The sequence below is a fragment of the Arthrobacter sp. JUb115 genome (assembly GCF_004365035.1).
Lineage (GTDB): Bacteria > Actinomycetota > Actinomycetes > Actinomycetales > Micrococcaceae > Glutamicibacter.
This window is the reverse complement of record NZ_SOBS01000011.1, coordinates 98,327-118,595: the sequence shown is the minus strand read 5'-3', so window position 1 is coordinate 118,595 and position 20,269 is coordinate 98,327. Positions and strand designations below refer to the sequence as shown.

22 protein-coding genes are annotated in these 20,269 nt (G+C 62.9%); 7 read left to right on the top strand and 15 right to left on the bottom strand.

Annotation, left to right across the window (positions count from 1 at the left end):
• Positions 1 to 22: 22 nt before the first annotated feature.
• The 6 genes from EDF61_RS16420 to EDF61_RS16395 form a co-directional block, all read right to left on the bottom strand.
• On the bottom strand, positions 23 to 1,081 hold the full coding sequence (locus tag EDF61_RS16420; RefSeq protein ID WP_166650858.1) for an FUSC family protein: 1,059 nt from the start codon (positions 1,079 to 1,081) through the stop codon (positions 23 to 25).
• 200 nt (positions 1,082 to 1,281) lie between these two features.
• The gene (locus tag EDF61_RS16415; protein ID WP_208294295.1) at positions 1,282 to 2,205 is read right to left on the bottom strand and encodes a LysR family transcriptional regulator; all 924 of its coding nucleotides are present in this window, start codon (positions 2,203 to 2,205) and stop codon (positions 1,282 to 1,284) included.
• A 149-nt stretch (positions 2,206 to 2,354) separates the two neighbouring features.
• Complete coding sequence (locus tag EDF61_RS16410; protein ID WP_133834817.1) at positions 2,355 to 4,439, bottom strand: ABC transporter ATP-binding protein; 2,085 nt, start codon at positions 4,437 to 4,439, stop codon at positions 2,355 to 2,357.
• Positions 4,440 to 6,173, bottom strand: a complete 1,734-nt coding sequence (locus tag EDF61_RS16405; protein ID WP_133834816.1) for an ABC transporter ATP-binding protein — start codon at positions 6,171 to 6,173, stop codon at positions 4,440 to 4,442.
• A 256-nt stretch (positions 6,174 to 6,429) separates the two neighbouring features.
• Positions 6,430 to 7,680, bottom strand: a complete 1,251-nt coding sequence (locus EDF61_RS16400; RefSeq protein ID WP_133834815.1) for a M20 family metallopeptidase — start codon at positions 7,678 to 7,680, stop codon at positions 6,430 to 6,432.
• 142 nt (positions 7,681 to 7,822) lie between these two features.
• A complete protein-coding gene (locus tag EDF61_RS16395) occupies positions 7,823 to 8,473 on the bottom strand; it encodes a 4a-hydroxytetrahydrobiopterin dehydratase (protein ID WP_133834814.1) in 651 nt (216 codons plus the stop codon).
• A gap of 191 nt (positions 8,474 to 8,664) precedes the next feature.
• Between EDF61_RS16395 and EDF61_RS16390 the strand changes: the two genes are divergently transcribed.
• Together EDF61_RS16390 and EDF61_RS16385 are read left to right on the top strand one after the other, a co-directional pair.
• Positions 8,665 to 9,180, top strand: coding sequence for a hypothetical protein (locus EDF61_RS16390; RefSeq protein WP_133834813.1), 516 nt, complete (start codon positions 8,665 to 8,667; stop codon positions 9,178 to 9,180).
• A 25-nt stretch (positions 9,181 to 9,205) separates the two neighbouring features.
• On the top strand, positions 9,206 to 9,661 hold the full coding sequence (locus EDF61_RS16385) for a DUF421 domain-containing protein (protein WP_133834812.1): 456 nt from the start codon (positions 9,206 to 9,208) through the stop codon (positions 9,659 to 9,661).
• A 74-nt stretch (positions 9,662 to 9,735) separates the two neighbouring features.
• Here the strand turns inward: EDF61_RS16385 and EDF61_RS16380 are convergent, their stop codons facing one another.
• The 4 genes from EDF61_RS16380 to EDF61_RS16365 are packed head-to-tail and all read right to left on the bottom strand — an operon-like array spanning position 9,736 to position 11,161.
• Complete coding sequence (locus EDF61_RS16380) at positions 9,736 to 10,074, bottom strand: hypothetical protein (protein WP_105656083.1); 339 nt, start codon at positions 10,072 to 10,074, stop codon at positions 9,736 to 9,738.
• Positions 10,065 to 10,661, bottom strand: a complete 597-nt coding sequence (locus EDF61_RS16375; RefSeq protein WP_133834811.1) for a cysteine hydrolase family protein — start codon at positions 10,659 to 10,661, stop codon at positions 10,065 to 10,067. The genes EDF61_RS16380 and EDF61_RS16375 overlap by 10 nt, the downstream gene beginning before the upstream one ends.
• Positions 10,658 to 10,870 carry a metallothionein gene (locus tag EDF61_RS19295; RefSeq protein WP_133834810.1) on the bottom strand — a complete coding sequence of 71 codons (213 nt, stop codon included), beginning with the start codon at positions 10,868 to 10,870 and terminating at the stop codon, positions 10,658 to 10,660. Before EDF61_RS19295 ends, EDF61_RS16375 begins: the two co-directional genes overlap by 4 nt.
• Before the next feature lie 36 nt (positions 10,871 to 10,906).
• Positions 10,907 to 11,161, bottom strand: a complete 255-nt coding sequence (locus tag EDF61_RS16365) for a hypothetical protein (RefSeq protein WP_133834809.1) — start codon at positions 11,159 to 11,161, stop codon at positions 10,907 to 10,909.
• 193 nt (positions 11,162 to 11,354) lie between these two features.
• Here EDF61_RS16365 and EDF61_RS16360 point away from each other — a divergent pair, with 193 nt between their 5' ends.
• Positions 11,355 to 11,771 carry a CBS domain-containing protein gene (locus EDF61_RS16360; protein WP_133834808.1) on the top strand — a complete coding sequence of 139 codons (417 nt, stop codon included), beginning with the start codon at positions 11,355 to 11,357 and terminating at the stop codon, positions 11,769 to 11,771.
• 105 nt (positions 11,772 to 11,876) lie between these two features.
• Here EDF61_RS16360 and EDF61_RS16355 read toward each other — a convergent pair whose 3' ends face one another.
• From EDF61_RS16355 to EDF61_RS16350, 3 genes are read right to left on the bottom strand one after another with little or no spacing between them, the layout of a single operon-like run.
• A complete protein-coding gene (locus EDF61_RS16355) occupies positions 11,877 to 12,125 on the bottom strand; it encodes a hypothetical protein (RefSeq protein WP_105656078.1) in 249 nt (82 codons plus the stop codon).
• Positions 12,126 to 12,152: 27 nt separating this feature from the next.
• Entirely contained in the window at positions 12,153 to 12,308 is a 156-nt protein-coding gene (locus EDF61_RS18865) for a hypothetical protein (RefSeq protein ID WP_166650857.1), read from the bottom strand.
• Between the two features lie 24 nt (positions 12,309 to 12,332).
• Complete coding sequence (locus EDF61_RS16350) at positions 12,333 to 12,593, bottom strand: DUF7218 family protein (protein WP_105656077.1); 261 nt, start codon at positions 12,591 to 12,593, stop codon at positions 12,333 to 12,335.
• A gap of 312 nt (positions 12,594 to 12,905) precedes the next feature.
• On the opposite strand from EDF61_RS16350, the gene EDF61_RS16345 reads away from it, so the two are divergent.
• Positions 12,906 to 13,826, top strand: a complete 921-nt coding sequence (locus EDF61_RS16345; protein WP_286172309.1) for an SDR family oxidoreductase — start codon at positions 12,906 to 12,908, stop codon at positions 13,824 to 13,826.
• A 37-nt stretch (positions 13,827 to 13,863) separates the two neighbouring features.
• Here EDF61_RS16345 and EDF61_RS16340 read toward each other — a convergent pair whose 3' ends face one another.
• Positions 13,864 to 14,958: a hypothetical protein gene (locus tag EDF61_RS16340; RefSeq protein ID WP_133834807.1), complete on the bottom strand. Its 1,095-nt coding sequence runs from the start codon at positions 14,956 to 14,958 to the stop codon at positions 13,864 to 13,866.
• 245 nt (positions 14,959 to 15,203) lie between these two features.
• Here EDF61_RS16340 and EDF61_RS18860 point away from each other — a divergent pair, with 245 nt between their 5' ends.
• Together EDF61_RS18860 and EDF61_RS16335 are read left to right on the top strand one after the other, a co-directional pair.
• The gene (locus tag EDF61_RS18860) at positions 15,204 to 15,374 is read left to right on the top strand and encodes a hypothetical protein (RefSeq protein ID WP_166650856.1); all 171 of its coding nucleotides are present in this window, start codon (positions 15,204 to 15,206) and stop codon (positions 15,372 to 15,374) included.
• A gap of 47 nt (positions 15,375 to 15,421) precedes the next feature.
• Positions 15,422 to 16,594: an alcohol dehydrogenase catalytic domain-containing protein gene (locus EDF61_RS16335; protein WP_133834806.1), complete on the top strand. Its 1,173-nt coding sequence runs from the start codon at positions 15,422 to 15,424 to the stop codon at positions 16,592 to 16,594.
• Between the two features lie 3 nt (positions 16,595 to 16,597).
• On the opposite strand, the gene ku is transcribed toward EDF61_RS16335, so the two are convergent.
• The gene (gene ku / locus EDF61_RS16330) at positions 16,598 to 17,578 is read right to left on the bottom strand and encodes a non-homologous end joining protein Ku (protein WP_133834805.1); all 981 of its coding nucleotides are present in this window, start codon (positions 17,576 to 17,578) and stop codon (positions 16,598 to 16,600) included.
• A 165-nt stretch (positions 17,579 to 17,743) separates the two neighbouring features.
• Here ku and EDF61_RS16325 point away from each other — a divergent pair, with 165 nt between their 5' ends.
• Complete coding sequence (locus EDF61_RS16325) at positions 17,744 to 20,260, top strand: ATP-dependent DNA ligase (RefSeq protein ID WP_133834804.1); 2,517 nt, start codon at positions 17,744 to 17,746, stop codon at positions 20,258 to 20,260.
• Positions 20,261 to 20,269 lie beyond the last annotated feature (9 nt).

Below are 20,269 nucleotides of genomic sequence, written 5' to 3'. Positions count from 1 at the left end.
CCGCGCCGCAGTTGCGGCGTTTCTAGATCGTGGTTCGGGGCTGCCGTTCGAAAATTGAAGCGGCCGCAATGCCGACAACGACACCGAGAAGATTTCCCATAGCGCAGTCCCACACCATCTGGGATCCGCTCTTCGGATTAGCCAGCTGAAGCATCAGGATAATCAGCGGCGTGAAAAAGCTGAGGGCAAGGCCGTAGTTCCGGACCATATAGGCCTCGGTTGGGAACATCAGCAAGATGATGCAGCAGCCGATCATCAGTTCGCTGGGAGTCAGGGCCGTGATCCCAAACAACACGCCTATACCGGCCAGGGTTCCCCCGATGCGGTGAGCCCCACGTCGCAACCGTCCCCGGGCATTGCCGACGGCAAGCGGAACGGCCGCCCCGGCCATGGTCCATTGGAGATGCTCGACCTGCAGAGTAATCCCGACAGCTCCAGCTAGGAAGACAACTATCAGGTAGGTGCATGCCCTGCGCAGGATGCGGGGCCATGGAATCGCGAGGCCTTCCGAGCCGCACTCTTCCACTCGTCCGAAGCGTGCGGCTTGGCCGAGCAGGATGCTGAACAGAGCGGTGGCGACGAACGCGGCCAGGCCTTCAAGGGCGGGAAGCTCCCCCACCGGCAAAGTTCCCAACGCACCAAACGCAAAGAGCGGAAAGAAGGCACCGCCGGGCTTGAGCCCATATCGATCAGCGATCAATGAGCTGAAGGCCGCCCAGAACATTCCTCCGGCAAGCAGCGTCCACCCGCGCATACCCAAGGGGGCCATGGCGATCCCGCAAATTCCCGCACACAGCATCAGTGCAGCTCCGAGCACCTGGTCCTTCAGTCGCTGCGAGCGATGCGGATTTCGGCCGTACATCCCGACAATGGAGCCGAAAACAGCGTAGGCAAGGAGGTCCGTTCTGCCAATCAGCAGCAGTGCAATCCCCGGAAGTCCCAATCCGAGGCCTACGCGCAGGGCCGGGCGGATCTCTGGGCTGTGCGAAATGGCGAAGAGCTGCCAATTCACGAGCGAACCGCGCGTGAATTTGAACTTACCAATGGCTGTGGAGACCGGAGCTGCTCTGCCTGCCGTCATCATGGAATCCCGAGTCGTCCTGGCAATTATCTGATTGCTTGCATCCCTTGGATCCCATGGTGCCTCAAGATGGTCAGGTTCCACTGTTCTCTCCGCTCCCAGTTGCACGGCCCAATTCCTAAGCGACTTGGGGTCTGGTTCTAGGTTCAGGGATTACCATTGATCAGATCCAATAATTAGATCCGATGATTCAGTAAGTGCTACTTATGATTCCTGCTGAGATGCATATCGACCGCAGGGAATGTGCTAGAAATTATCTTTTCGAGCGCCTGCGACATCAGGGTTAATGGACTGCTGTCTTCCATTACAAGAGAAATTTGCGAGGTAACTTGCGGATCATCCAGCCTGTAAAGCTCAATACCAGGCAGAGCTCCCAAGGGTGGCAACCACTGGCGCGGAACTATGCTGGCCCAGTTCCCGGTGGACACATGCGCGAGCAACGTGACTATCGAGTCGCATTCGATTCGCGGCGAGACTACCAGATCGTGCCGGCTGAGCGTCTGGTCGAGGACCTGGCGCCCTCGAAGAGATGAGTCGAGGAGGCATAAGGGCAACTCCAACGCCGTCGCCCAAGCCGTCGTTGCGCCCTCGGGGAGCATCCCCGGCGCAGTGAGCAGCACATGTTCCTCGGCATAGAGCGGATAGACCAGCAGTCCAGCTAGGTCCTGCGGCTCCGCGTAGATAAGGCCCGCGTCAAGCTCGTAGTTCCTGATCTGACGGACGATGTCCGCCGAATGGAGACTCGCCTGGACGTTGATGCCCACTTGCGGATGCGCACGGGCAAACTTGTCGGTGAGGGTTGCAACAGTTGAAGAGGCAGCAGGAACCGTTCCCAATCGAAGTGTTCCGTTCAGGCCATTCTCGTAATGGGAGATTTCCTGTCTCAGCGAGGCATGGTCTTTCAGGATTTTCCGAGCCCATTTGAGAACCGTCTCGCCTTCAACGGTCAGTCCTTGGAAGGCATGGCCCCGGCGGACCAATGGCGCGCCCAGTTCCTTTTCGAGTTTTCGAATGCCCTCTGATAATGCTGGCTGGGAGACCGCGCATTCTTCAGCTGCCCGGGCAAAATGTCCCTCATTGGCCAGTGCCACCAGATATTCCAACTGTCTAAGCATCATGTTCATATTGCATCATCTCCTGCAGGAACAAGTGCTATCGATGGCCTGGGGGCGTGCCGCAGCGGTTCGATCAGAAGCAGGCCTGGCAATGCAAAAAGACCCCGGCACCGGCAGTGAAAATCTGCCAGATGCCGGGGTCTTCGCGACTCAAGGTCCTACTCGGTTTCTTCCTTTGCTTCCGGTGCCATGTCACTGGCCACCGTGGCTCCGGCCGCTACCGCGGGCACCGCAGCCGTATCCGGATTCGCATCCACATCCTCGGCCGGGCCGGCGAACTGCGACTGGTACAGCCGGTAGTAGGCGCCCTGGGTCCCCAGCAGGTGCTCGTGGTTGCCCTGCTCCACGATCCGGCCGGACTCCATCACCAAGATGGTGTCCGCGTCGCGGATCGTGGACAGCCGGTGGGCAATCACGAAGCTGGTGCGGTCGCTGCGCAGCGCAGCCATCGCCTGCTGCACCAGCAATTCGGTACGGGTATCCACCGAGCTGGTCGCCTCGTCCAGGATCAGCAGCGACGGGTTGGCCACGAACGCGCGGGCGATGGTGATCAGCTGCTTCTCGCCGGCCGACACGTTGGTGCCTTCCTCGTCGATGATGGTGTCGTAGCCATCGGGCAGCGCGCGCACGAAACGGTCCACGAAGGTCGCCTTCGCGGCCGTGATCACTTCCTCATCGGTGGCATCCAGCCGGCCGTAGCGGATGTTCTCCATGATGCTTCCGCCGAAGAGCCATGCGTCCTGCAGCACCATGCCCACCTTCGAGCGGAGGTCAGCGCGGGAAAGGTCGGTGATATCGCGGTTATCGAGCATGATCTTCCCGGAGTTCAGCTCGTAGAAGCGCATCACCAGGTTCACCAGCGTGGTCTTGCCCGCGCCGGTCGGGCCGACAATCGCCACCGTGTGCCCCGGATCCGCGTCGAAGGACAGGTCCTCAATCAGCGGCTTGTCCGGGGAGTAGGAGAAGGACACGTTCTTGAAGGAGACATGCCCGTCGGCACGGGCAGGAAGGCTGTCCTGCGCGTGATCCGGTTCCTGTTCCTCCGCGTCCAGCAGCTCGAAGGTGCGTTCAGCCGAAGCCACGCCGGACTGCAGCATGTTCGCCACGCCGGCAATCTGGCCCAGCGGCTGGGTGAACTCGCGGCTGTACTGGATGAACGCGGTCGCGTCGCCCAGGCTCATCGTGCCCGAAGCCACGCGCAGCCCGCCCACCACGGCGATGCCCACGTAGGCCAGGTAGGACACGAAGTTCATCACCGGCATGATCATGCCCGAGACGAACTGGGCGCCGAAGCTGGCCTTGTACAGTTCCTCGTTGCGGGCGGTGAAGCGGTCCACCATGTCCGCTTCGCGGCCGAAGACCTTCATCAGCTCGTGGCCGGAGAAGGATTCCTCGATCTGCCCGTTCAGCGCGCCGGTGTTCTTCCACTGCGCGGTGAACAGCTTCTGCGCCCGGGTGCCGATAATGCCCGCGGCAGCTGCCGACAGCGGCAGGGCCACCAGCGCGATCAGCGCCATCTGCCAGGAGACCACGAACATCATGATCACGATGCCGATAACGGTCATGGCCGAGGAGACCAGCTGGCTCAGCGCCTGCTGCAGCGCATTCTGGATGTTGTCCACGTCGTTGGTCACGCGCGAGAGCAGATCGCCCCGCTGGCGCGTGTCGAAGTAGTTCAGCGGCAGCTTGTTGATCTTGTCCTCGACGTCCTTGCGCAGGTTGTAGACCACGCGCATGACCAGCTTGTTCAGCAGCCAGCCCGAGGCCCACGAGAAGAGCGAAGCGACGAAGTACATGGAGAGCACGATCAGGATGTACTGCGAAAGCTGGGTGAAGTCGATGCCCTGCCCGGGGACGAAGTCCACCTTGGAGAGCATGTCGGCCTGGGTTCCCTGCCCGGAGTCGCGCAGCTGCTGGATCACCAGCTCCGCGGGCGTGCCGGCCGGGATGTTCTTGCCGATCAGCCCGGCGAAGATCACGTCCATGGCCTTGCCCAGGATCCGCGGTGCGATCACCGAGAGCACCACGTACACGGTGATCAGCGCGAACACCAGGACCATGCCCAGCTTGTACGGGGACATCAGCCCGACCAGGCGCTTGGCCGATGGCCAGAAATGCTCGGCCTTGCGCACCGGGGCGCCGCCGCTCCAGTCGTCGGCTCCCGCCGCGGCATCGAATTCATTGACGTCCGCAAGCTCGCTTTCGAGCTGCTCCGGATCGATATTCTTCTGCTTCTTCGCCATTTAGGCCACCTCCTCCACGCTCAGCTGGGATGCCACGATTTCCTGATAGGTTTCCGAGGTTTCGAGCAGTTGCTCGTGGGTACCCCGGGCCACGATTTCGCCATGGTCCAGGACCAGGATCTGGTCCGCACCGGTAATGGTCGATACGCGCTGGGCCACGATGATCACCGCGGCGTCCTTGGTCGGTTCGGCCAGGGCCGCACGCAGCCTGGCATCGGTGTTCACATCCAGGGCCGAGAAGGAATCATCGAACAGGTAGGTGCTCGGCTTCGCGGCCAGGGCCCGGGCAATGCACAGGCGCTGGCGCTGGCCGCCGGACACGTTGGTGCCGCCCTGGGAGATCTTCGAATCCAGCTGGCCTTCGCGTTCGGCTACGAAGCCGTCGGCCTGGGCCACCCTCAGCGCATCCCACAGGTCTTCTTCGGTAGCGTCCTGTGCGCCGAAGCGCAGGTTGCTGGCGATGGTCCCGGAGAACAGGTAGGGGCGCTGGGGCACCGCGGAGATGTTCCGCGAAATGGTGTCTCGTCCCAGTTCCCTCAGCGGCACCCCACCGATCAGGATTTCGCCTTCGGTGGCGTCGTAGAGCCGCGGGATCAGGTTCAGCAAGGTGGTCTTGCCGGCACCGGTGGAACCGATGATGGCAGTGGTCTGCCCCGGCTTGGCGGTGAAGGAGATATCGTTGAGCACCGGCGCCTCGGCGCCGGGGTATCCGAAGCTGACGTTCTTGAATTCCACGGTGCCCGGGGTGGGCAGCGCGATTTGCCGTTCGGCGGCGTCGAGCATGCTCGGCTCGCTATCGAGCACCTCGGAGATGCGGTCGGCCGAGACCATGGCACGGGGAATCATCATGGCCATGAAGGTACCCATCATGACCGCCATCAGGATCTGCAGCAGGTACTGCAGGAAGGCGGTCAGCGCGCCGACCTCCACCTGGTTGTTATCCACCCGGTGCCCGCCGAACCACAGCACGGCGGCGGTGGACAGGTGCAGGATCATGGTGATCGCCGGGAACATCAGCACGAACAGGTTGCCGACCTTGACACCGAGGTCGGTCAGCTTCTGGTTGGCATCGGCATAGCGCTGCGTCTCATGCTCTTCGCGCACGAAGGCGCGCACCACGCGGATGCCGGTGATCTGCTCGCGCAGCACGCCGTTGATCCCGTCGATGCGGGTCTGCATATCGCGGAACAGCGGCATGAGCTTGATGACCAGCAGGCCCACGACAATGAGCACCAGCGGTACCGAAACCCAAACGAGCCAGGACAGTCCGGGATCTTCGCGGATCGCCATGATCACGCCGCCGATGGACATGATCGGCGCGGTGATCATGAAGTTCAACGCCATCAAGGTGAGCATCTGGATCTGCTGCACGTCGTTGGTGCCGCGGGTGATCAAGGTGGCGGCGCCGAATTTGTTGACGTCCTGTGCCGAGAAGGTCGAGACCTTCTCGAAGACCGACTGGCGGATGTCGCGGCCTACGCTCATGGAGGTCTTGGCCCCGAAGTAGACGGCGGCCACCGCGGTGGCTACCTGGATGAGGGCCACCACCAGCATCAGTCCGCCGGTACGCCAGATGTAGTCGATATCGGCTTCGACCACGCCGACGTCGATGATCCTGGCGTTCAGGCTAGGGAGATAAAGAGTGGCCACGGTGGTGGCCAGCTGCAAAATGACTACGGCAATGATCCACCCCGTGTACGGCTTGGAGTGTTTCAAGATGAGCTTGAGAAGCATGTGGAAAATCCTCGCTGGCATCAAGCTCTCCGGCATGCTGGACCTTCGGATTAAGGGCAGCGTGATTGAAGAGCGATTGCCAGTCTAGCGCTCGCCTTGGACACTTTGAATCATCCTTGCGATTGATTTTTATCAATCACTGGCAAGTACCGGTATTCCCGCAGGATCCCGGGCATGGTGGCGTTAATCATAAACCGTGTATTTACCGGCAGGACAGGTGCCGGTTACTTGCCACCAGCTCCTCTTGCGGTGGACATCACCCTTCTGCCGAGTCCTGTGCCCCGCGGCCCAGGTAGGCCAGCGCGGCCACCACCTGGGTGCGGGTCGCGGTTTCCAATGTCGGGTTGATGGCCGGGGCGAAGAACGGCGAGTGGTTTGCCGGAATCTTCGAGGCGACAGTCCCTTCGGCGAGCGCTGCCTGGTAGGTCTTTGGATCGGCGCAGCCCACGGTCCAGTAGACGTACGGGATCCCGAAGGCATCGGGAATGGTGCTGAAGTCTTCCGAGGCGGTGGCCGGGTCAGCCTGATAGACCTGCCCGTCGGCGAAATGCTCTTCAAAGGCCTTGGTGACCTTCTCGTTGGCCGCCGCGTCATTGCTGGTCAGCGGGAACTGGTCGTAGAACTCGAAGTCCGGTTCCTTGGGCGAGCCGGCCGCGGCGCATTCGCCGCGCACGATGCGTTCGATGGAGTCGATGACGTGCTGGCGCAGCTGGAGATCATAGGTGCGAATGTTCAGCAGCAGCTGGGCCCGGTCCGGGATGATGTTCGCGGCGCTGCCGGCGTTCAACGCGCCGACGGTCAATACGGCGAACTGCCCGGGCCGGGTTTCACGCGAAACAATGGTCTGCAGCTTGAGCACGATGGACGAAGCCATAACCACCGGGTCCACCGAATTATGCGGCATCGAGCCGTGGGCCCCGCGCCCGTAGACGGTGATGCGCAGGCTGTCGCCGGCGGAAAGGACCGGCCCGGCGGTAGTCCCGATCATTCCGGCTTCAGCCGGCATCACGTGCTGGGCCAGCGCCACATCGGGCTTCGGGATCCTCTCCACCAGCCCGTCGGCCACCATGGCCTTGGCCCCTGCGGCGGTTTCCTCGGCCGGCTGGAACAACGCCAGATAGGTGCCGGACCAGCTCTTCTGGTTCCCGGCCAAGAACTTGGCGGCGCCGAGCAGGGCGGCCATATGCATGTCATGGCCGCAGGCGTGCATGGCACCCGGGACCGTGGAGGAATATTCCAGCCCGGTGTCCTCGGCGACCGGCAGCGCATCCATGTCGGCCCGGGCCAGTACCGCCGGCCCGTCGCCATTGCGCAGGACCCCGACGATTCCGGTGCCTCCGATCAGGCAGGTTTCATAGCCCAGATCCTCGAGTTCCTCGCAGATTCGCGCCGAGGTCTCGTGCTCGGCCAGGCCCAGCTCCGGATGCCGGTGGAAATGCTTGTAGAGCTCCTCCTGCCAGGGCAGCTGCTCCAAGATCGAGGCGGTGATTTCCTGTGCAGTGCCCATTGGGTTCCTTCCATCGCGCCCAGCTGCGCTGAGCCCCAGGGCCCCGCTGGCTAATTCGTTTTCAATCTATCCCCTGGCCGGCAGGACAGTCCAGAATCCGGCCGATTGCAACGGGAACAATGGCTTGGTAGCGCCAAGACCGCTAGCGGTCCTGTTCGGTGCAGATGCAGAACCTGTTGCCTTGCCGGTCCGTGGCCACGGTGAAGCTCGGCGCATACTGGGCATCGAGGCCGGCGCTTTCGCTGCCCAGCGCCTCGAGGACCGGCTCGCTTTCGGAGAACGGGACCCACACATCCAGATGCAGGCGGTTTGGGTTCGGGTCCGGTGTTTCCTGGAACCAGATGGCCGGCAACCTGCCCGCTGGATCGGCAAGGCTGCCGTCGGGCTGCTCGCGGTAGCCCAGTCCAGCGGCCCACTGCCCGGATATGGCTTGGGCGTCGTCGGTGTCGATGCCGATTTCCACCACCTTGATCAAATCCAGTCGCGCTTTGGCATGCAAGGCGGCGGCCCGCTGCGAGATTTCCGAGGCCAGCGCGAGGTCCCTTTCGGTGATGTCGCCACCGGCGTCGTGGGACACGGTCGAAACGAACAAGAGGTTGTAGCGCCAGTCCACATCAGGATGGTGGTTGGCCATCTGCGCCGCGCCAGCGATGTCGCTGAACAATTCAATGGCTTCTGCCGAACTCTTGGTCTCGTACACGGTGCAGAGCTTCCCGGCCAGCTTGCGCCACTGCGGCAGAGCCTCCAGCCGAGAGACCAACTCGGTGCTTTCAATGCGGTCGTTTACGGTCATGATCTCCTCCTCCTGGTGCAACTGTGGCACCACTTCCGGGCCGGCTCAAGCGGTCGGCCGCAATGCACAGGTTGGCAACAGCGCCAGCCGCTGCGAACTGGATGCCGCCTGTGAACCGGAACCCGGCTGGTCCTGGCGCAGGCGAATCGGCTTAGCCTCGATAGCAAGAGCGCAAGGAGGGCCCCAATCCCATGCTGAATATCTTCCAGGCCAAGATCAGCGACTCGACGCTGGATGACATCACCTCGGAGGACAGCAACCGCAGGCGCCGGCTGCTGAGCCTCGCCGCCCTGCTCGTGATTGCAGCCTTCGTGCTGGCGGCTCTGCTCGGCGCATTCGACCAGAAGAAGAGCATGGAACAACAGGCCGACGGCTTCGCGGTCCAGCTGCAGTATCCCGCGGTGGTCCGTGCCGGCAATGAAATCCAGCTGAGGGTTGAGATCAGCTCTGCCAACTCCTTGCCCGAGACCATCACGCTGGACCTGAGCGAGGACTATCTCATGCTCTTCGAGGACTTCTCGGCCTTTCCCGAACCCGAGTCCGAGTCGAGCCGAGCCGAGCTGATGGAACCATTGAATTCGAGGTGGCCCCGGCACCGGGGTCGCGGCACATGGTTGCCACCCTCACGGGCCGGGCTTCGGACGAATGGTCGCCGAGCGCCAAAGGCGTGCTCGGAATTACTGCCAACGGCGAAAGCACCGACCTGAAGATCAGAACTTGGAGGATCCCCTGATGGAAATCGTCATCCGCGCAGCCACCGCCTTCATCATCCTGTGGCTGGTCACGCGCGCCGCCGGCAGATCGACCCTGGGCGAGCTCAGTTCCTTCGAGCTGGTGCTGTTCGTCGTCCTGGGCGATCTGGTGCAGCAGGGCATCACCATGGAGGACCGTTCGCTCACCGGCAGCCTGCTGGCGGTATTCACCATGGTGGTCCTGGCCGCTGCGCTGAACTTCGCCAATATGCGCTGGCCCAAGCTGGGCAAGCTGATGCAGGGCCGCCCGATTGTGCTGATCCGCGACGGGGTCCTGGACCGCAAGGCCCTGCACAACGAGCGCATTGGGCTGGACGAATTGAGCATGCTCGCCCGCCAGGCTGGCATCGAGAACTACAGCAGCATCCGGCTGGCGATACTGGAAGCCAGCGGCAAGATTTCCTTCTTCACCCAGGAAGCCGAATCCCGTCCGTGACCACGCGATGGCAATGGCAGAAGGGGCATCCCTGCACGGGATGCCCCTTCTGCGGTTCTCAGCCCACCGGTGCGCTACTGCTGATCGGGTGTTTCGCGCTGGTCCGGCAGGTTGGCGGTCCGCTCGGCGTCCAGGCCTTGCTCGTCATCCTGGTCGGGGTAGTCCAGCAGCGTATCGTCGACCGGACGCTGCCCGTCAATCGGTTCGGGAAGCAGCGTTTCGGGATTGAGCGCCAAGGGATCGCCGTCGTTTTCCTCCAGCACCCGGTCTGCTCCGCGCAATGGATCCTCGGCGTCCTGGGCCTGGGGTGCATCCGATGACCCAGCCGCCGGCTGGCTATCGCGCCCATCCAACGGCTCGTCCGTGTCCGAGTCCTTGCGCACGTCGTCGAATTCAGAATTATTCAGTGACATTCCAGCTCCTTGTCGTGTTTCCAATCGGTAATGATTTCCAAGGTGGTCTTCAGCTTCTGCCGATGCTGCTTGCGCATGAATTCCAAGGTAGTCCCTTCGAAATCCGGGTCGGCCGATGCGGTGGCATCGGTGGCCACCGCCACCGGCAAGTTCGCAGCGAAGGCATCGGCCGCGGTGGCGGAGATGCACGTCTCGGAGGAGACCCCGGCGAGCACCAGCGAACTGGCGCGGCGCTGCAGCAGCAGGTCCTTGAGCGCCGTATTCCAGAAAGCGCTGTCCCTGCGCTTGACCACCTCGATGGCCCCGTCCAGTTCCAACTCCGCCAGGTACGCGGCCTGCCCCGTTCCTTCGAACAGGTAGCCCTGGTCGTCTTCGAGCATCTTCAGAGTCCAGGTGGATTTGTCTTCCTTGTGCACGGTGCGCACGCTGATCACCGGGTATCCGCAGGCCCTCGCCGCTACGGCCAACTGGTTGCAGCGGGCTGCCAGATCCTGGCGGGCCAGTGCCAGAGCCGGATCCTCGAAGAATCCTTCTTGCAGGTCAATGAGCAGCAGCGCGGGGTGGCTGAAGTCGCTTGTCGCGCTCATGGCTCAGCATGTTCGGCGCAGTGCTGGCAGCAGTACGCCTTCGGGCCGTGGTGGACGGCGTGGCCCAGAATGGCGCAACCGCAGTGCGCACACCTTTCGGCCATGGCGTGGATGGCGCATTCGAAACTGTCGAAGCGGCCAGAGCGCCCGTTCCGGCTGAGCGTGAACACCATTTCGCTTGCATTGCCGCAGATATCGCAGGTCTGCATGGATTGCCTCCTGAACTCGGATTGGCCATGGAACAGCTAGCGGTCCCCTTCGCCTTCGGAATACTGGTCTTCCGGGGAATCGTCGAGGTCGGGGTCGGCTCCTTGGACAGGAGGCAGGTGATTCCCGGGCTGCTCCAGGTCCTCTTCTGATGGTTGCCCGGAGTCGGCTGGCAGGTGTTCGTCGTCGGGTTGCCCCAGCGGCCAGAGATTCTCAACCAGGTCCTTGTCGGGATCCTTGAATCTGTCGGCAGCATGCGAAATGGCATCTTTGGCTTTGTCGATGAATCCCATGGTCATTCTCCTCACGTTGCGTTTCCCGGTTCTCTACCAACTACCAGCTATTGGCGGCACAAGTACATGATTAATCGGCTGTTGCCAGAGTCGAGGGGGCACATCTGCAAGCTCGCTGGCAATGGTTGAAGACCTGCTTGTTGTGCTGGAGCGTGGAGGGTGTCCCACAGGAATACGCGAAAGGAGCACGATCATGGTTGCAGTCAAGGAACTAATGACCTCGCCTGCCAAATGCGTCAAGGAGCAGGACTCGATTCAAGTCGCCGCCCAGATGATGAAGGACCTCGGGGTCGGCATGCTGCCGATCTGCGGCAAAGACAACCGCCTGGCCGGCACGATCACCGACCGCGACATTGTCATCAACTGCGTTGCTGACGGCGTCGTGACTTCCAGCACCAAGGTGGCCGATTACGCCCAGGGCAAGCCGGTCACCATCGGAGCAGACGACTCGGTCGAAGAAGCCATCCGCACCATGCAGGAACACCAGGTGCGCAGGCTTCCGGTCATCGACGGGCATTCGCTAGTCGGCATGCTCGCCCAAGCAGACGTCGCCCGCTACTACGACGAGCAGAGCACCGGCAACCTGGTCGAAGGGATTTCCCAGGACTAGGATCTCCCAGCCCAGCCGGACCGCAACGCAGAGCGTCCGGGAAAACCATGGTTTTCCCGGACGCTCTGCCCTTGTTCTCATGCGATTCTCCTGGCGGGAACGCCGTCACCGTCCGTTGGCGTCTGTGCCTCCCCGCGGATCGTCCAAGGAGCTCGGTCCCCGGATCACGCGGTACAGGCCGTAGATGAAGACCAATGCGCCCCAGCCGGCCACGATCCATAGCGGCCCTGAGGTGCTGTCAGGCGCTGCGAGCAGCGCATAGATGGCGAATCCTACGGCCACGAGCCCGCCGACAATCGCCAGCCACAGGCCAGCGCGATGTTTGCGGGGGCTGTCCGCTGCTTTGCCAGTCATGGCTTTTCCCTTCGCTGGAGGGAAAGTTCAGCCCGCGTCATAGCGTTCTTCCCTTTCCTCGGATTCATCTTCGGTGTTCTCGTTGATGCTGCCCCGGCGAACCACGCGCTCGTCCCCTGGCTGGGCATCGTCATCCGGTTGCGTGGTGCGAGCCGGATTCTCGGGCTTCTCGCGTTCACTCATTGCGTCTCCTTCCGTGGCGGTCTGCTATGAATTGCGCAGGGCTTCGATGAGTTCGGCCTTGCGCATTTTAGAACGGCCATCAATGCCGATTTCCTTGGCCCGGTCCTGCAGCTCCCGGACCGTCCAGTCCTCGTAGTCCCCGGCCTTGCCTCCGCGCTTGCCCACTGCTGACCGGCCATCGCGGGCGGCGGCGTTGGCGATGCGCGCCGACTTCTGCTTGGAGTTCCCCTCCTCGCGCAGCTCCTCGTAGAGTTCTTCATCCTTGATCCGGCTCTTGCCTGCCATGGGTTTCCTCCCTCTCACGCTTCGCCAGCCGGCCCCTTCGCAGTGCCAGCACTGTGCGTTCCACGCTAGCCACTTCGCTGATCAGGGGACAGCGCCCCTGCCGGACTTTGCGCTGAATCCCAGACTTCAGCGGTAGCACAATTCATTCAGCGGGGTGCGAAACTGGATCTTCGCAGAAAAAAGTCTGGCTGTTGCCGCCAAAGGTGGAGGTGATCCGCGCGCAGCGGAGGGTCCGGAGCACACTGGAACTGAACCCGGACGCCGCTGAGCGCACCGCACCGGCGTCCTGCCGCAACAGCAGGAGGAAATCCCATGCCCGAGAAGAGTCCCCAGAATCGCACTGAGCCGCTCGGTACCGAAAGCGAAGACCGCGCCGGCAAGGAAAAGATCATCCCGCCCGAACAGCGCCAGGAGGAACCCGGCCTGGACCGGGACCTGAAGCCCAAGGCGGATCATGGCGAGCGCAGCTACAAGGGCCGGGACCGGCTGGCCGGAAAACGCGCCCTGGTCACCGGCGGCGACTCCGGCATTGGCGCGGCAGTGGCCATCGCCTTTGCCCGCGAAGGGGCCAAGGTCGCCTTGGCCTATCTGCCCGCCGAACAGCCTGATGCCGACGCCATCGCCGGGGTCCTGGAAGATGCGGGAGTCGAAGTCCACTTGCTGCCCGGGGACCTGCGGGACCGCAATTACCGCGATTCATTGATCGACGAGGCGGTGACCGCCTTGGATGGCTTGGATATCCTGGTGAACAACGCCGGCAAGCAGATCAGCGTCGAGTCCCTGGAAGAGCTGAGCGACGAGCAGGTCGAAGCCACCTTCGATGTGAACATTTTCGCGATGTTCGCCTTGAGCCGCGCAGCCCTGCAGGTGCTTCCCGAAGGCGGATCCATCATCAACACCACCTCCATCCAGGCCTTCGATCCCTCGGATCACCTGATGGACTATGCCGCCACCAAGGGCGCGATCAGCAACTTCACCAAGTCGCTGGCGTCCCAGGCAGCGAAGAAGGGCATCAGGGTCAATGCAGTGGCTCCGGGCCCCATCTGGACTCCATTGCAGCCTTCGGATGGCCAGCCGATCGAGGCGCTGCCTGAGTTCGGCCACGATACCTGGCTTGGCCGGGCCGGCCAGCCGGTGGAAGTGGCCCCGGCCTATGTGTTCCTGGCCAGCGATGAGGCTTCCTACGTGGTCGGTTCCACGGTGCACGTGAACGGCGGCAAGAACCAGCCGTAGGACGGTGAACTGGTCCCCGGGCGAAAGGGCCCGGGGATCATTCCACGTCATCCTTGCTGATGGTGAATTCCATATTCCTCCGCTCGTATTCGCGCTGGCTGAAGGTGGCGCGCTGGACTTCCTTGACCTCGTCAAAGCTGGAGCCGATGGCTCCGCCCATGGTTCCCAGCGAGGATGCCAGCCAGGCAAGGTTGATGTATTCGGCCATCGTGACATCGTGGCGCAGCTGGTAGGCGAGGTATTCCTGGTCAATGACAATCAGCGAGCCTGCCAGCAGGGCGAGGAACAGGAGCAGGTACATGACTGTCGCGGCAAACCCGACCGTCAGCACGGTGGCCGCGTTGTAAACGACCATCCGCTCGCGGCGGCGGTTGCCCTTGGGCCTCTCCCACAACCGGTTGTGCAGCAGCAGCCAGAGCGTGAGGATCAGGATGCTTGAGACCGTGATCAGCGAAAGCCGCCCGGCAGGCAGGTAGTCGGCCATGGACCAGATGCTCGTGTAGAACACGCCGAAAGCACCAGTGGCCACCGCACCTGCCATCGCGGAGGAAAGCCGCGGCACCAGTTTCCACGGCTGGTTGCTGCGCACCATCCCGGCGATCAGCAGCAGCCGCCCGCGCAAACCCTCGATGCTCGAGATGCGGTTCTGCTCGTTTTGCCCGTCCTGCCGGCTGGCGTGCACGCTCATCACCCGTCCCAGCGGGGTCGGAGGCGGAGCCGGCTGCTTGCCGGTAGCCAATTCCCTGACCAGTTCGGCCAGTTCCCGTGCCACGGTGCGTGGTCGTGCCAACCCGAGGCTCGGCATGGAAAGCACGGCCGAGGCATCCTCGACGGAAATCACCGAACGCACCGGCCGGTTCTGCACATAGTGCGGTGCATCCGTGAGGTAGATGATGAAGTCCCAGCCATGCTTTTCCCGCAGCCTGGGCACCTTGTCGTTCAGCGCGACCCGTCCGCTCTCCCCCAAGGGCAGGGAAAAGGGAGCTACCTGCACGTCCCATTGCTGCTCGTGCTCCTGCAGCTTCTCCATGACCCCTTCCAGCCGGGCAGCGATCCGATTGGCCATCGCGTCGGCTATGCCAGGGTCGGCAATTAATCCCACCGTGCGCTTCTCGGGCTCTTGCACGCTCATCAGCACCTCGCAGCTCTCAGGGCAGCAGTTTGGCCCGCTCCCACAGCACACACTAGGAAGTCGCGCCCGGGCCTGCAGTGCCGTTCAGCAACCTTGCAGGAATCAGCACCGGCAGTGCACGCTTGATCCCTGGAATTCCGGGGATCCCCGACTCACAGGCAATGCCCATCAAACTTGCCTTGTTGCCTGCTGCCCGGTGTGGAATGGTCGGTGCCATCGCCCATCTGATGAAGAAAGGACCATCCATGGAATCCAACCAGCCAGAAGAAGAGCGGCACGCGGGGATCACTCCAACGCCCAATGAGCCCGCGGAGGAAAAGGAGAATTCTGTCGGGGACCACGAAGACGCGTTCGAGCAGCCAGCCGAGGAGCAGGACCCGGACCAGGTGGACACCGACCAGTTCAATACCGACTGATCCGCGTTTGTGTTCCGCCGGCAACGATACGACTAGGAGATAACCTCTTGAAAGCATTGACATGGCAAGGCAAGCGAAAGATCGGTTTCAGCGATGTCCCGGATCCGGTGATCCAGGATCCCGGGGACATCATCATCAAGGTCACTTCCACCGCGATTTGCGGATCGGACCTGCATCTCTATGAGCTGCTGGGCCCCTACATGCATGCCGGCGACGTGCTGGGCCACGAAACCATGGGCATCGTCCAGGAAGTTGGCAGCGGCATAACCAAGCTGTCGGTAGGCGACCGGGTAGTCATCCCGTTCAACATCTCCTGCGGCCACTGCTGGATGTGCCAGCACGACCTGCAGTCGCAGTGCGAGACCACCCAGGTGCGCAAGCACGGCAAGGGCGCCCAATTCTTCGGGTACTCCGAACTCTACGGACAGGTGCCCGGCGGCCAAGCCGAATACCTGCGCGTGCCCCATGCCGATTACGGTGCGGTGAAAGTTGGCGACCAGCTGCCCGACCACCGCTACCTTTTCCTCTCCGATATCCTGCCCACCGCGTGGCAGGGCGTGCACTACGCCAATGTCCCCGACGGCGGAACCCTCGCGGTCTACGGGCTCGGGCCGGTGGGGCAGCTCGCCGCGCGCATCGGCCGGCATCTGGGCTATGAGGTGCTGGGCATCGACCCGGTGGCAGAACGCCGCGCCATGGCCGAGCGCCACGGCATCCAGACCCTGGACTTCACCAAGGACACCGTGGGCGAATTGCGCGGGCGCACCGGTCGCGGCCCCGATGCCGTGCTCGATGCGGTGGGCATGGAAGCCCATGGTTCCCCGGTTTCCTCGATGTTCCAGCAGGCCACCGGGTTGCTGCCGGACAAGGCCGCGCAGCTGGCCATGGAGAACGTCTCCGCGGACCGCACCAGCGTGCTGGATTCGGCCATCGATGCCGTGCGCCGCGGCGGCACCCTGTCGATCAGCGGCGTCTATGCCGGGGCCGCCACCCCGATGCCGATGGTGAAGCTGTTCGACAAGCAGATCCAGATCCGCCAGGGCCAATGCAATGTGCGCTCATGGACCCAGAGGCTGCTGCCGCTGGCCGAGGATGCAGCCGATCCGCTGGGCCTGGACGACTTGGTCACCCACGAGCAGCCGCTCTCGAACGGTCCGCAGATGTACGAGACCTTCCAGAAGAAGCAGGATGCGTGCATCAAGGTAGTGCTCAAGCCCTAGCGGCTAGGCGCTTTTCTTCCCGGAACCGGAGGCCTTCTTCTTGTGTGGCGAGGAGGAGGCCTCCTTTGCCGTTGCCTTCTTCGTGGCTGGTTTCTTGGCTGCCGCCGCTTTCTTCGCAGGTTTCTTCGCAGGTTTCTTCGCCGCTGGTTTCTCCGCCGCCGCGGTCTTCCCATCCTTGGCTGCCTTGGCCGGGGCCTTGGCATTGCGCCCATCAATGCTGCGCTTGAGCGCCTCCATCAGATCGATGACCTCGCCGGACTCGCTGTCCTGGTCCGGGGATCCGAAGGTCGCCTCGGTATCCAGGTCCTCGCCCTGCTCGATTTTCGCTTCGATCAGCGCCTGCAGCTGGACCTGGTAGTCATCCTGGAACTCGTCCGGCGTGAAATCACTGCTGTACTGGTCCACCAGGGAGGCAGACATCTTCAGTTCCTGCTCGCTGATCCGCGGTGATTTCTCCGGTGCCACTGCCTCGGCATCGCGCAGCTCGTCCGCCCACATGACCGCTTGCAGCACCATCACCTTGGATCGGACACGCAAGATGCCCAGCCGGGTCTTCTGTCGCAGGGCGAAGCGCACCACTGCCAGCTTCTCGGTGTCCTGAAGCGTTCGGCGCAACAGCTCGTAGGCCTTGGGCGACTTGGAGTCCGCTTGGAGGTAGTAGCTCTTCTCCAGCATCAGCGGGTCTACTTGGCCGGCCGGGACGAACTGGACCACCTCGATTTCGCGGCTCTTCTCCGCAGGCAACGCGTCCATGTCCTCATCGGTGAGCACAATGGTCCGTTCCCCGTCCTCATAGGCCTTGTCCAGATCCTTGTAGGCGATTTTCTTCCCGCACACTTCGCATCGGCGCTCGTAGCGGATCCGTCCGCCGTCCTTGTCATGGACCTGGTGCAGGTCGATGTCGTGGTCCTCGGTGGCGCCGTACGCCTTGACCGGCACGTTCACCAGGCCGAAGGCAATTGATCCAGTCCAGATAGCTCGCATGGGCATAGTGAAGCATCTTTCCGGCCAGCGCGTCACTGCCCCCGGCGATACTGGCAGGCAGCGCTGAGGTTCGGCAGCGCGAAACGCAAAGCTTGCTTGGAACGCTGGATTCCCCGGCGCCGCTCGGGAAGATTGGCCCTCATAAGGCAAAGCAAAGGACAGCGCATGGCACGCAGGGAGCAAACCGTCACCGTCGCGGGGCACACGCTGAAGGTCAGCAATTTGGATAAGGTCCTGTACCCGCAGACCGGAACCACCAAGGGCGAAGTCATGGACTACTTCCAGCAGGTGGCCCCGGTGCTGATTCCGCATGCCGCGTGGCGCCCGGCCACCCGCAAGCGCTGGGTGGACGGCGTGGGGACCCCTGAAGAACCGGGCAAGGTGTTTTTCCGCAAGGATCTCGAGGACTCCGCCCCCGGCTGGATTCCCTCGGCCAAGCTGCAGCACAAGACCCATTCCAATACCTATCCGCTGGTCAACAACGAGGCGGTGCTGGCCTGGATGGCCCAGGTGGCCGCGCTGGAAATCCATGTTCCCCAGTGGCGCTTCGATTCCTCGCTGGAACCTGCCAACCCGGATCGGCTGGTGCTGGACCTGGATCCCGGTCCGGGCGCCGGTTTGGAGCAGTGCGCTGAAGTCGCCTTGATCTGCCGGGAGATCCTCGACGGCATGGACCTGCCCAGCTTTCCGGTGACCTCCGGTTCCAAGGGCATCCACCTCTATGCCGGACTGGATGGCAAATACACCTCGGAGCAAGTCAACGAGGTGGCCAAGGAATTGGCCTCCACCTTGCAGAAGGAGCACCCGCAACTGGTCCTCGCCAGCATGAAGCGCTCGCTGCGCGAAAACAAGGTGTTCGTGGACTGGAGCCAGAACAACGCCTCGAAGACTACCGTCTGTCCGTATTCGCTGCGCGGCCGCGCACGGCCCACCGTCGCCGCCCCGCGCACCTGGGAGGAAATCGAAGCGCCGGGGTTGGAGCAGCTGGACTTCCACGAGGCGCTGGACCGCATTGCTGATGGAATCGATCCGCTGGCGCAGCTGGCCTCGGTACAACAACAGAATCCCGATCGCCTGGCGGTCTACCGCTCCAAGCGCGATGCGGCGCTGACACCTGAACCGGTGCCGGAGCAATCCGGGAATTCCCAGTCCGCGCAGCCGCGCGGAAAGGACGGCACCGGGCTGTCCTTTGTCATCCAGGAACACCATGCCCGCGCGCTGCATTGGGATTTCCGCCTGGAGCACGACGGAGTGCTGGTCTCCTGGGCGGTGCCCAAAGGCCCACCCCTGGAACCAGGAATCCAGCGCTTGGCGGTCATGACCGAAGACCATCCGCTCTCCTACGCAAGCTTCGAAGGCAGCATCCCCAAGGGCCAATACGGTGCTGGGGAAGTATCAATTTGGGATTCGGGCAGTTGCACCATCGAGAAGTGGCGCGAAGGCAAGGAAGTCATCGCAGTGCTCACCGGCTCCCGCGAGGGCGGGCTGGGTGGAGTGGACCGGCGGTTCGTGCTGATCCAGGCCGCAGGGATGGGCGGCAAGGACAATTGGCTGCTGCAGCTGGCCAAGGAACAGCCGGTAGGAGCCGATGCGGGAACGTCCGCTGATTCCGGTGACGGAGAACCGGAGGCTGCTCGCGAGCCTAGCGCCAAGCAGGCCGTGGCTGACCTGTCGGGCCAAGCTTTGCGCCCCATGCTGGCCACTGCCGGCACTGCTCGGGAGATCTCCGGCGAGCGGGGTTGGAGCTTTGAAATGAAATGGGACGGCTACCGCGCGTTGGCAGTAGCCGATGGCATCAAAACCAAGCTGATCAGCCGCAACGGCCATGACCTGTCCGGAGACTTCCCGGAACTCGAAATCCTCGGTTCGCTGCTGCCGGAGCGCGCCGTGGTGGACGGGGAAATCGTCGCCCTGGATTCTTCGGGCCGCCCTGACTTCTCACTGCTCCAGCAACGGGTGGCCCATCAGCGGAAGAAACGCACGAAGCAGGCCTCGGCCATCAGGATCCAGTACCTGGTCTTCGACGTGCTGCAATTGCCATATGACAAGGATGCAGGACTGGTGGATCTGACTGCCCTGCCCTACGAGCAACGCCGCCAACGGCTTGCGGGCCTGGATATCGACCAACAGTATGTGCAGGTGCCACCAGCCCACACCGGGACCTTGGAGCAGGCCATCGAGACCAGCCGTGCGCTGGGCCTGGAAGGCGTGGTAGCCAAGGAACGCGACTCGGTCTACGAGCTGGGCCGGCGCAGCACCAGCTGGGTGAAGCTCAAGCACCAGCGGCACCAGGAAGCTGTGGTGATTGGCTGGCGGTCTGGGCAGGGGTCGCGCAGCCGCAGCCTGGCCTCGCTGCTGCTGGCCATTCCGGGAAATGGCGGCTTGGAATACGCCGGCCGGGTGGGCACCGGATTCAGCGACGCGCAACTGGCCGAAATCCGCGAGCGGCTTGAAAAGATCGAACGCAAGACTCCCCCGGCCAAGAACATCCCGGCAGCGCATCAAAGCGATGCGCACTGGGTGAGCCCGAAATACGTGGCAGAAGTCCGATACAGCGAACTGACCTCGGACCGCCTTCTGCGCCATCCGGTGTGGCGTGGCTGGCGCGATGAGAAGCAACCGGATGAGGTCCGCTGGGAACCGGCGGAGCCGACCGGGAACCAAACTCCAACTAACCGCTAACAGAGGAGC

What these genes read in the sequence shown, in the direction of transcription:
- EDF61_RS19295 (WP_133834810.1), bottom strand. Translation starts at nt 10,870, where the DNA reads ATGCAGACCTGCGATATCTGCGGCAATGCAAGCGAAATGGTGTTCACG.
- EDF61_RS16350 (WP_105656077.1), bottom strand. Translation starts at nt 12,593, where the DNA reads ATGGCAGGCAAGAGCCGGATCAAGGATGAAGAACTCTACGAGGAGCTG.
- EDF61_RS16345 (WP_286172309.1), top strand. Translation starts at nt 12,906, where the DNA reads ATGCCCGAGAAGAGTCCCCAGAATCGCACTGAGCCGCTCGGTACCGAA.
- EDF61_RS18865 (WP_166650857.1), bottom strand. Translation starts at nt 12,308, where the DNA reads ATGAGTGAACGCGAGAAGCCCGAGAATCCGGCTCGCACCACGCAACCG.
- EDF61_RS16400 (WP_133834815.1), bottom strand. Translation starts at nt 7,680, where the DNA reads ATGGGCACTGCACAGGAAATCACCGCCTCGATCTTGGAGCAGCTGCCC.
- EDF61_RS16325 (WP_133834804.1), top strand. Translation starts at nt 17,744, where the DNA reads ATGGCACGCAGGGAGCAAACCGTCACCGTCGCGGGGCACACGCTGAAG.
- EDF61_RS18860 (WP_166650856.1), top strand. Translation starts at nt 15,204, where the DNA reads ATGGAATCCAACCAGCCAGAAGAAGAGCGGCACGCGGGGATCACTCCA.
- EDF61_RS16415 (WP_208294295.1), bottom strand. Translation starts at nt 2,205, where the DNA reads ATGAACATGATGCTTAGACAGTTGGAATATCTGGTGGCACTGGCCAAT.
- EDF61_RS16355 (WP_105656078.1), bottom strand. Translation starts at nt 12,125, where the DNA reads ATGACTGGCAAAGCAGCGGACAGCCCCCGCAAACATCGCGCTGGCCTG.
- EDF61_RS16360 (WP_133834808.1), top strand. Translation starts at nt 11,355, where the DNA reads ATGGTTGCAGTCAAGGAACTAATGACCTCGCCTGCCAAATGCGTCAAG.
- EDF61_RS16365 (WP_133834809.1), bottom strand. Translation starts at nt 11,161, where the DNA reads ATGGGATTCATCGACAAAGCCAAAGATGCCATTTCGCATGCTGCCGAC.
- EDF61_RS16410 (WP_133834817.1), bottom strand. Translation starts at nt 4,439, where the DNA reads ATGGCGAAGAAGCAGAAGAATATCGATCCGGAGCAGCTCGAAAGCGAG.
- EDF61_RS16420 (WP_166650858.1), bottom strand. Translation starts at nt 1,081, where the DNA reads ATGACGGCAGGCAGAGCAGCTCCGGTCTCCACAGCCATTGGTAAGTTC.
- EDF61_RS16380 (WP_105656083.1), bottom strand. Translation starts at nt 10,074, where the DNA reads ATGTCACTGAATAATTCTGAATTCGACGACGTGCGCAAGGACTCGGAC.
- EDF61_RS16385 (WP_133834812.1), top strand. Translation starts at nt 9,206, where the DNA reads ATGGAAATCGTCATCCGCGCAGCCACCGCCTTCATCATCCTGTGGCTG.
- EDF61_RS16375 (WP_133834811.1), bottom strand. Translation starts at nt 10,661, where the DNA reads ATGAGCGCGACAAGCGACTTCAGCCACCCCGCGCTGCTGCTCATTGAC.
- EDF61_RS16390 (WP_133834813.1), top strand. Translation starts at nt 8,665, where the DNA reads ATGCTGAATATCTTCCAGGCCAAGATCAGCGACTCGACGCTGGATGAC.
- ku (WP_133834805.1), bottom strand. Translation starts at nt 17,578, where the DNA reads ATGCGAGCTATCTGGACTGGATCAATTGCCTTCGGCCTGGTGAACGTG.
- EDF61_RS16405 (WP_133834816.1), bottom strand. Translation starts at nt 6,173, where the DNA reads ATGCTTCTCAAGCTCATCTTGAAACACTCCAAGCCGTACACGGGGTGG.
- EDF61_RS16395 (WP_133834814.1), bottom strand. Translation starts at nt 8,473, where the DNA reads ATGACCGTAAACGACCGCATTGAAAGCACCGAGTTGGTCTCTCGGCTG.
- EDF61_RS16340 (WP_133834807.1), bottom strand. Translation starts at nt 14,958, where the DNA reads ATGAGCGTGCAAGAGCCCGAGAAGCGCACGGTGGGATTAATTGCCGAC.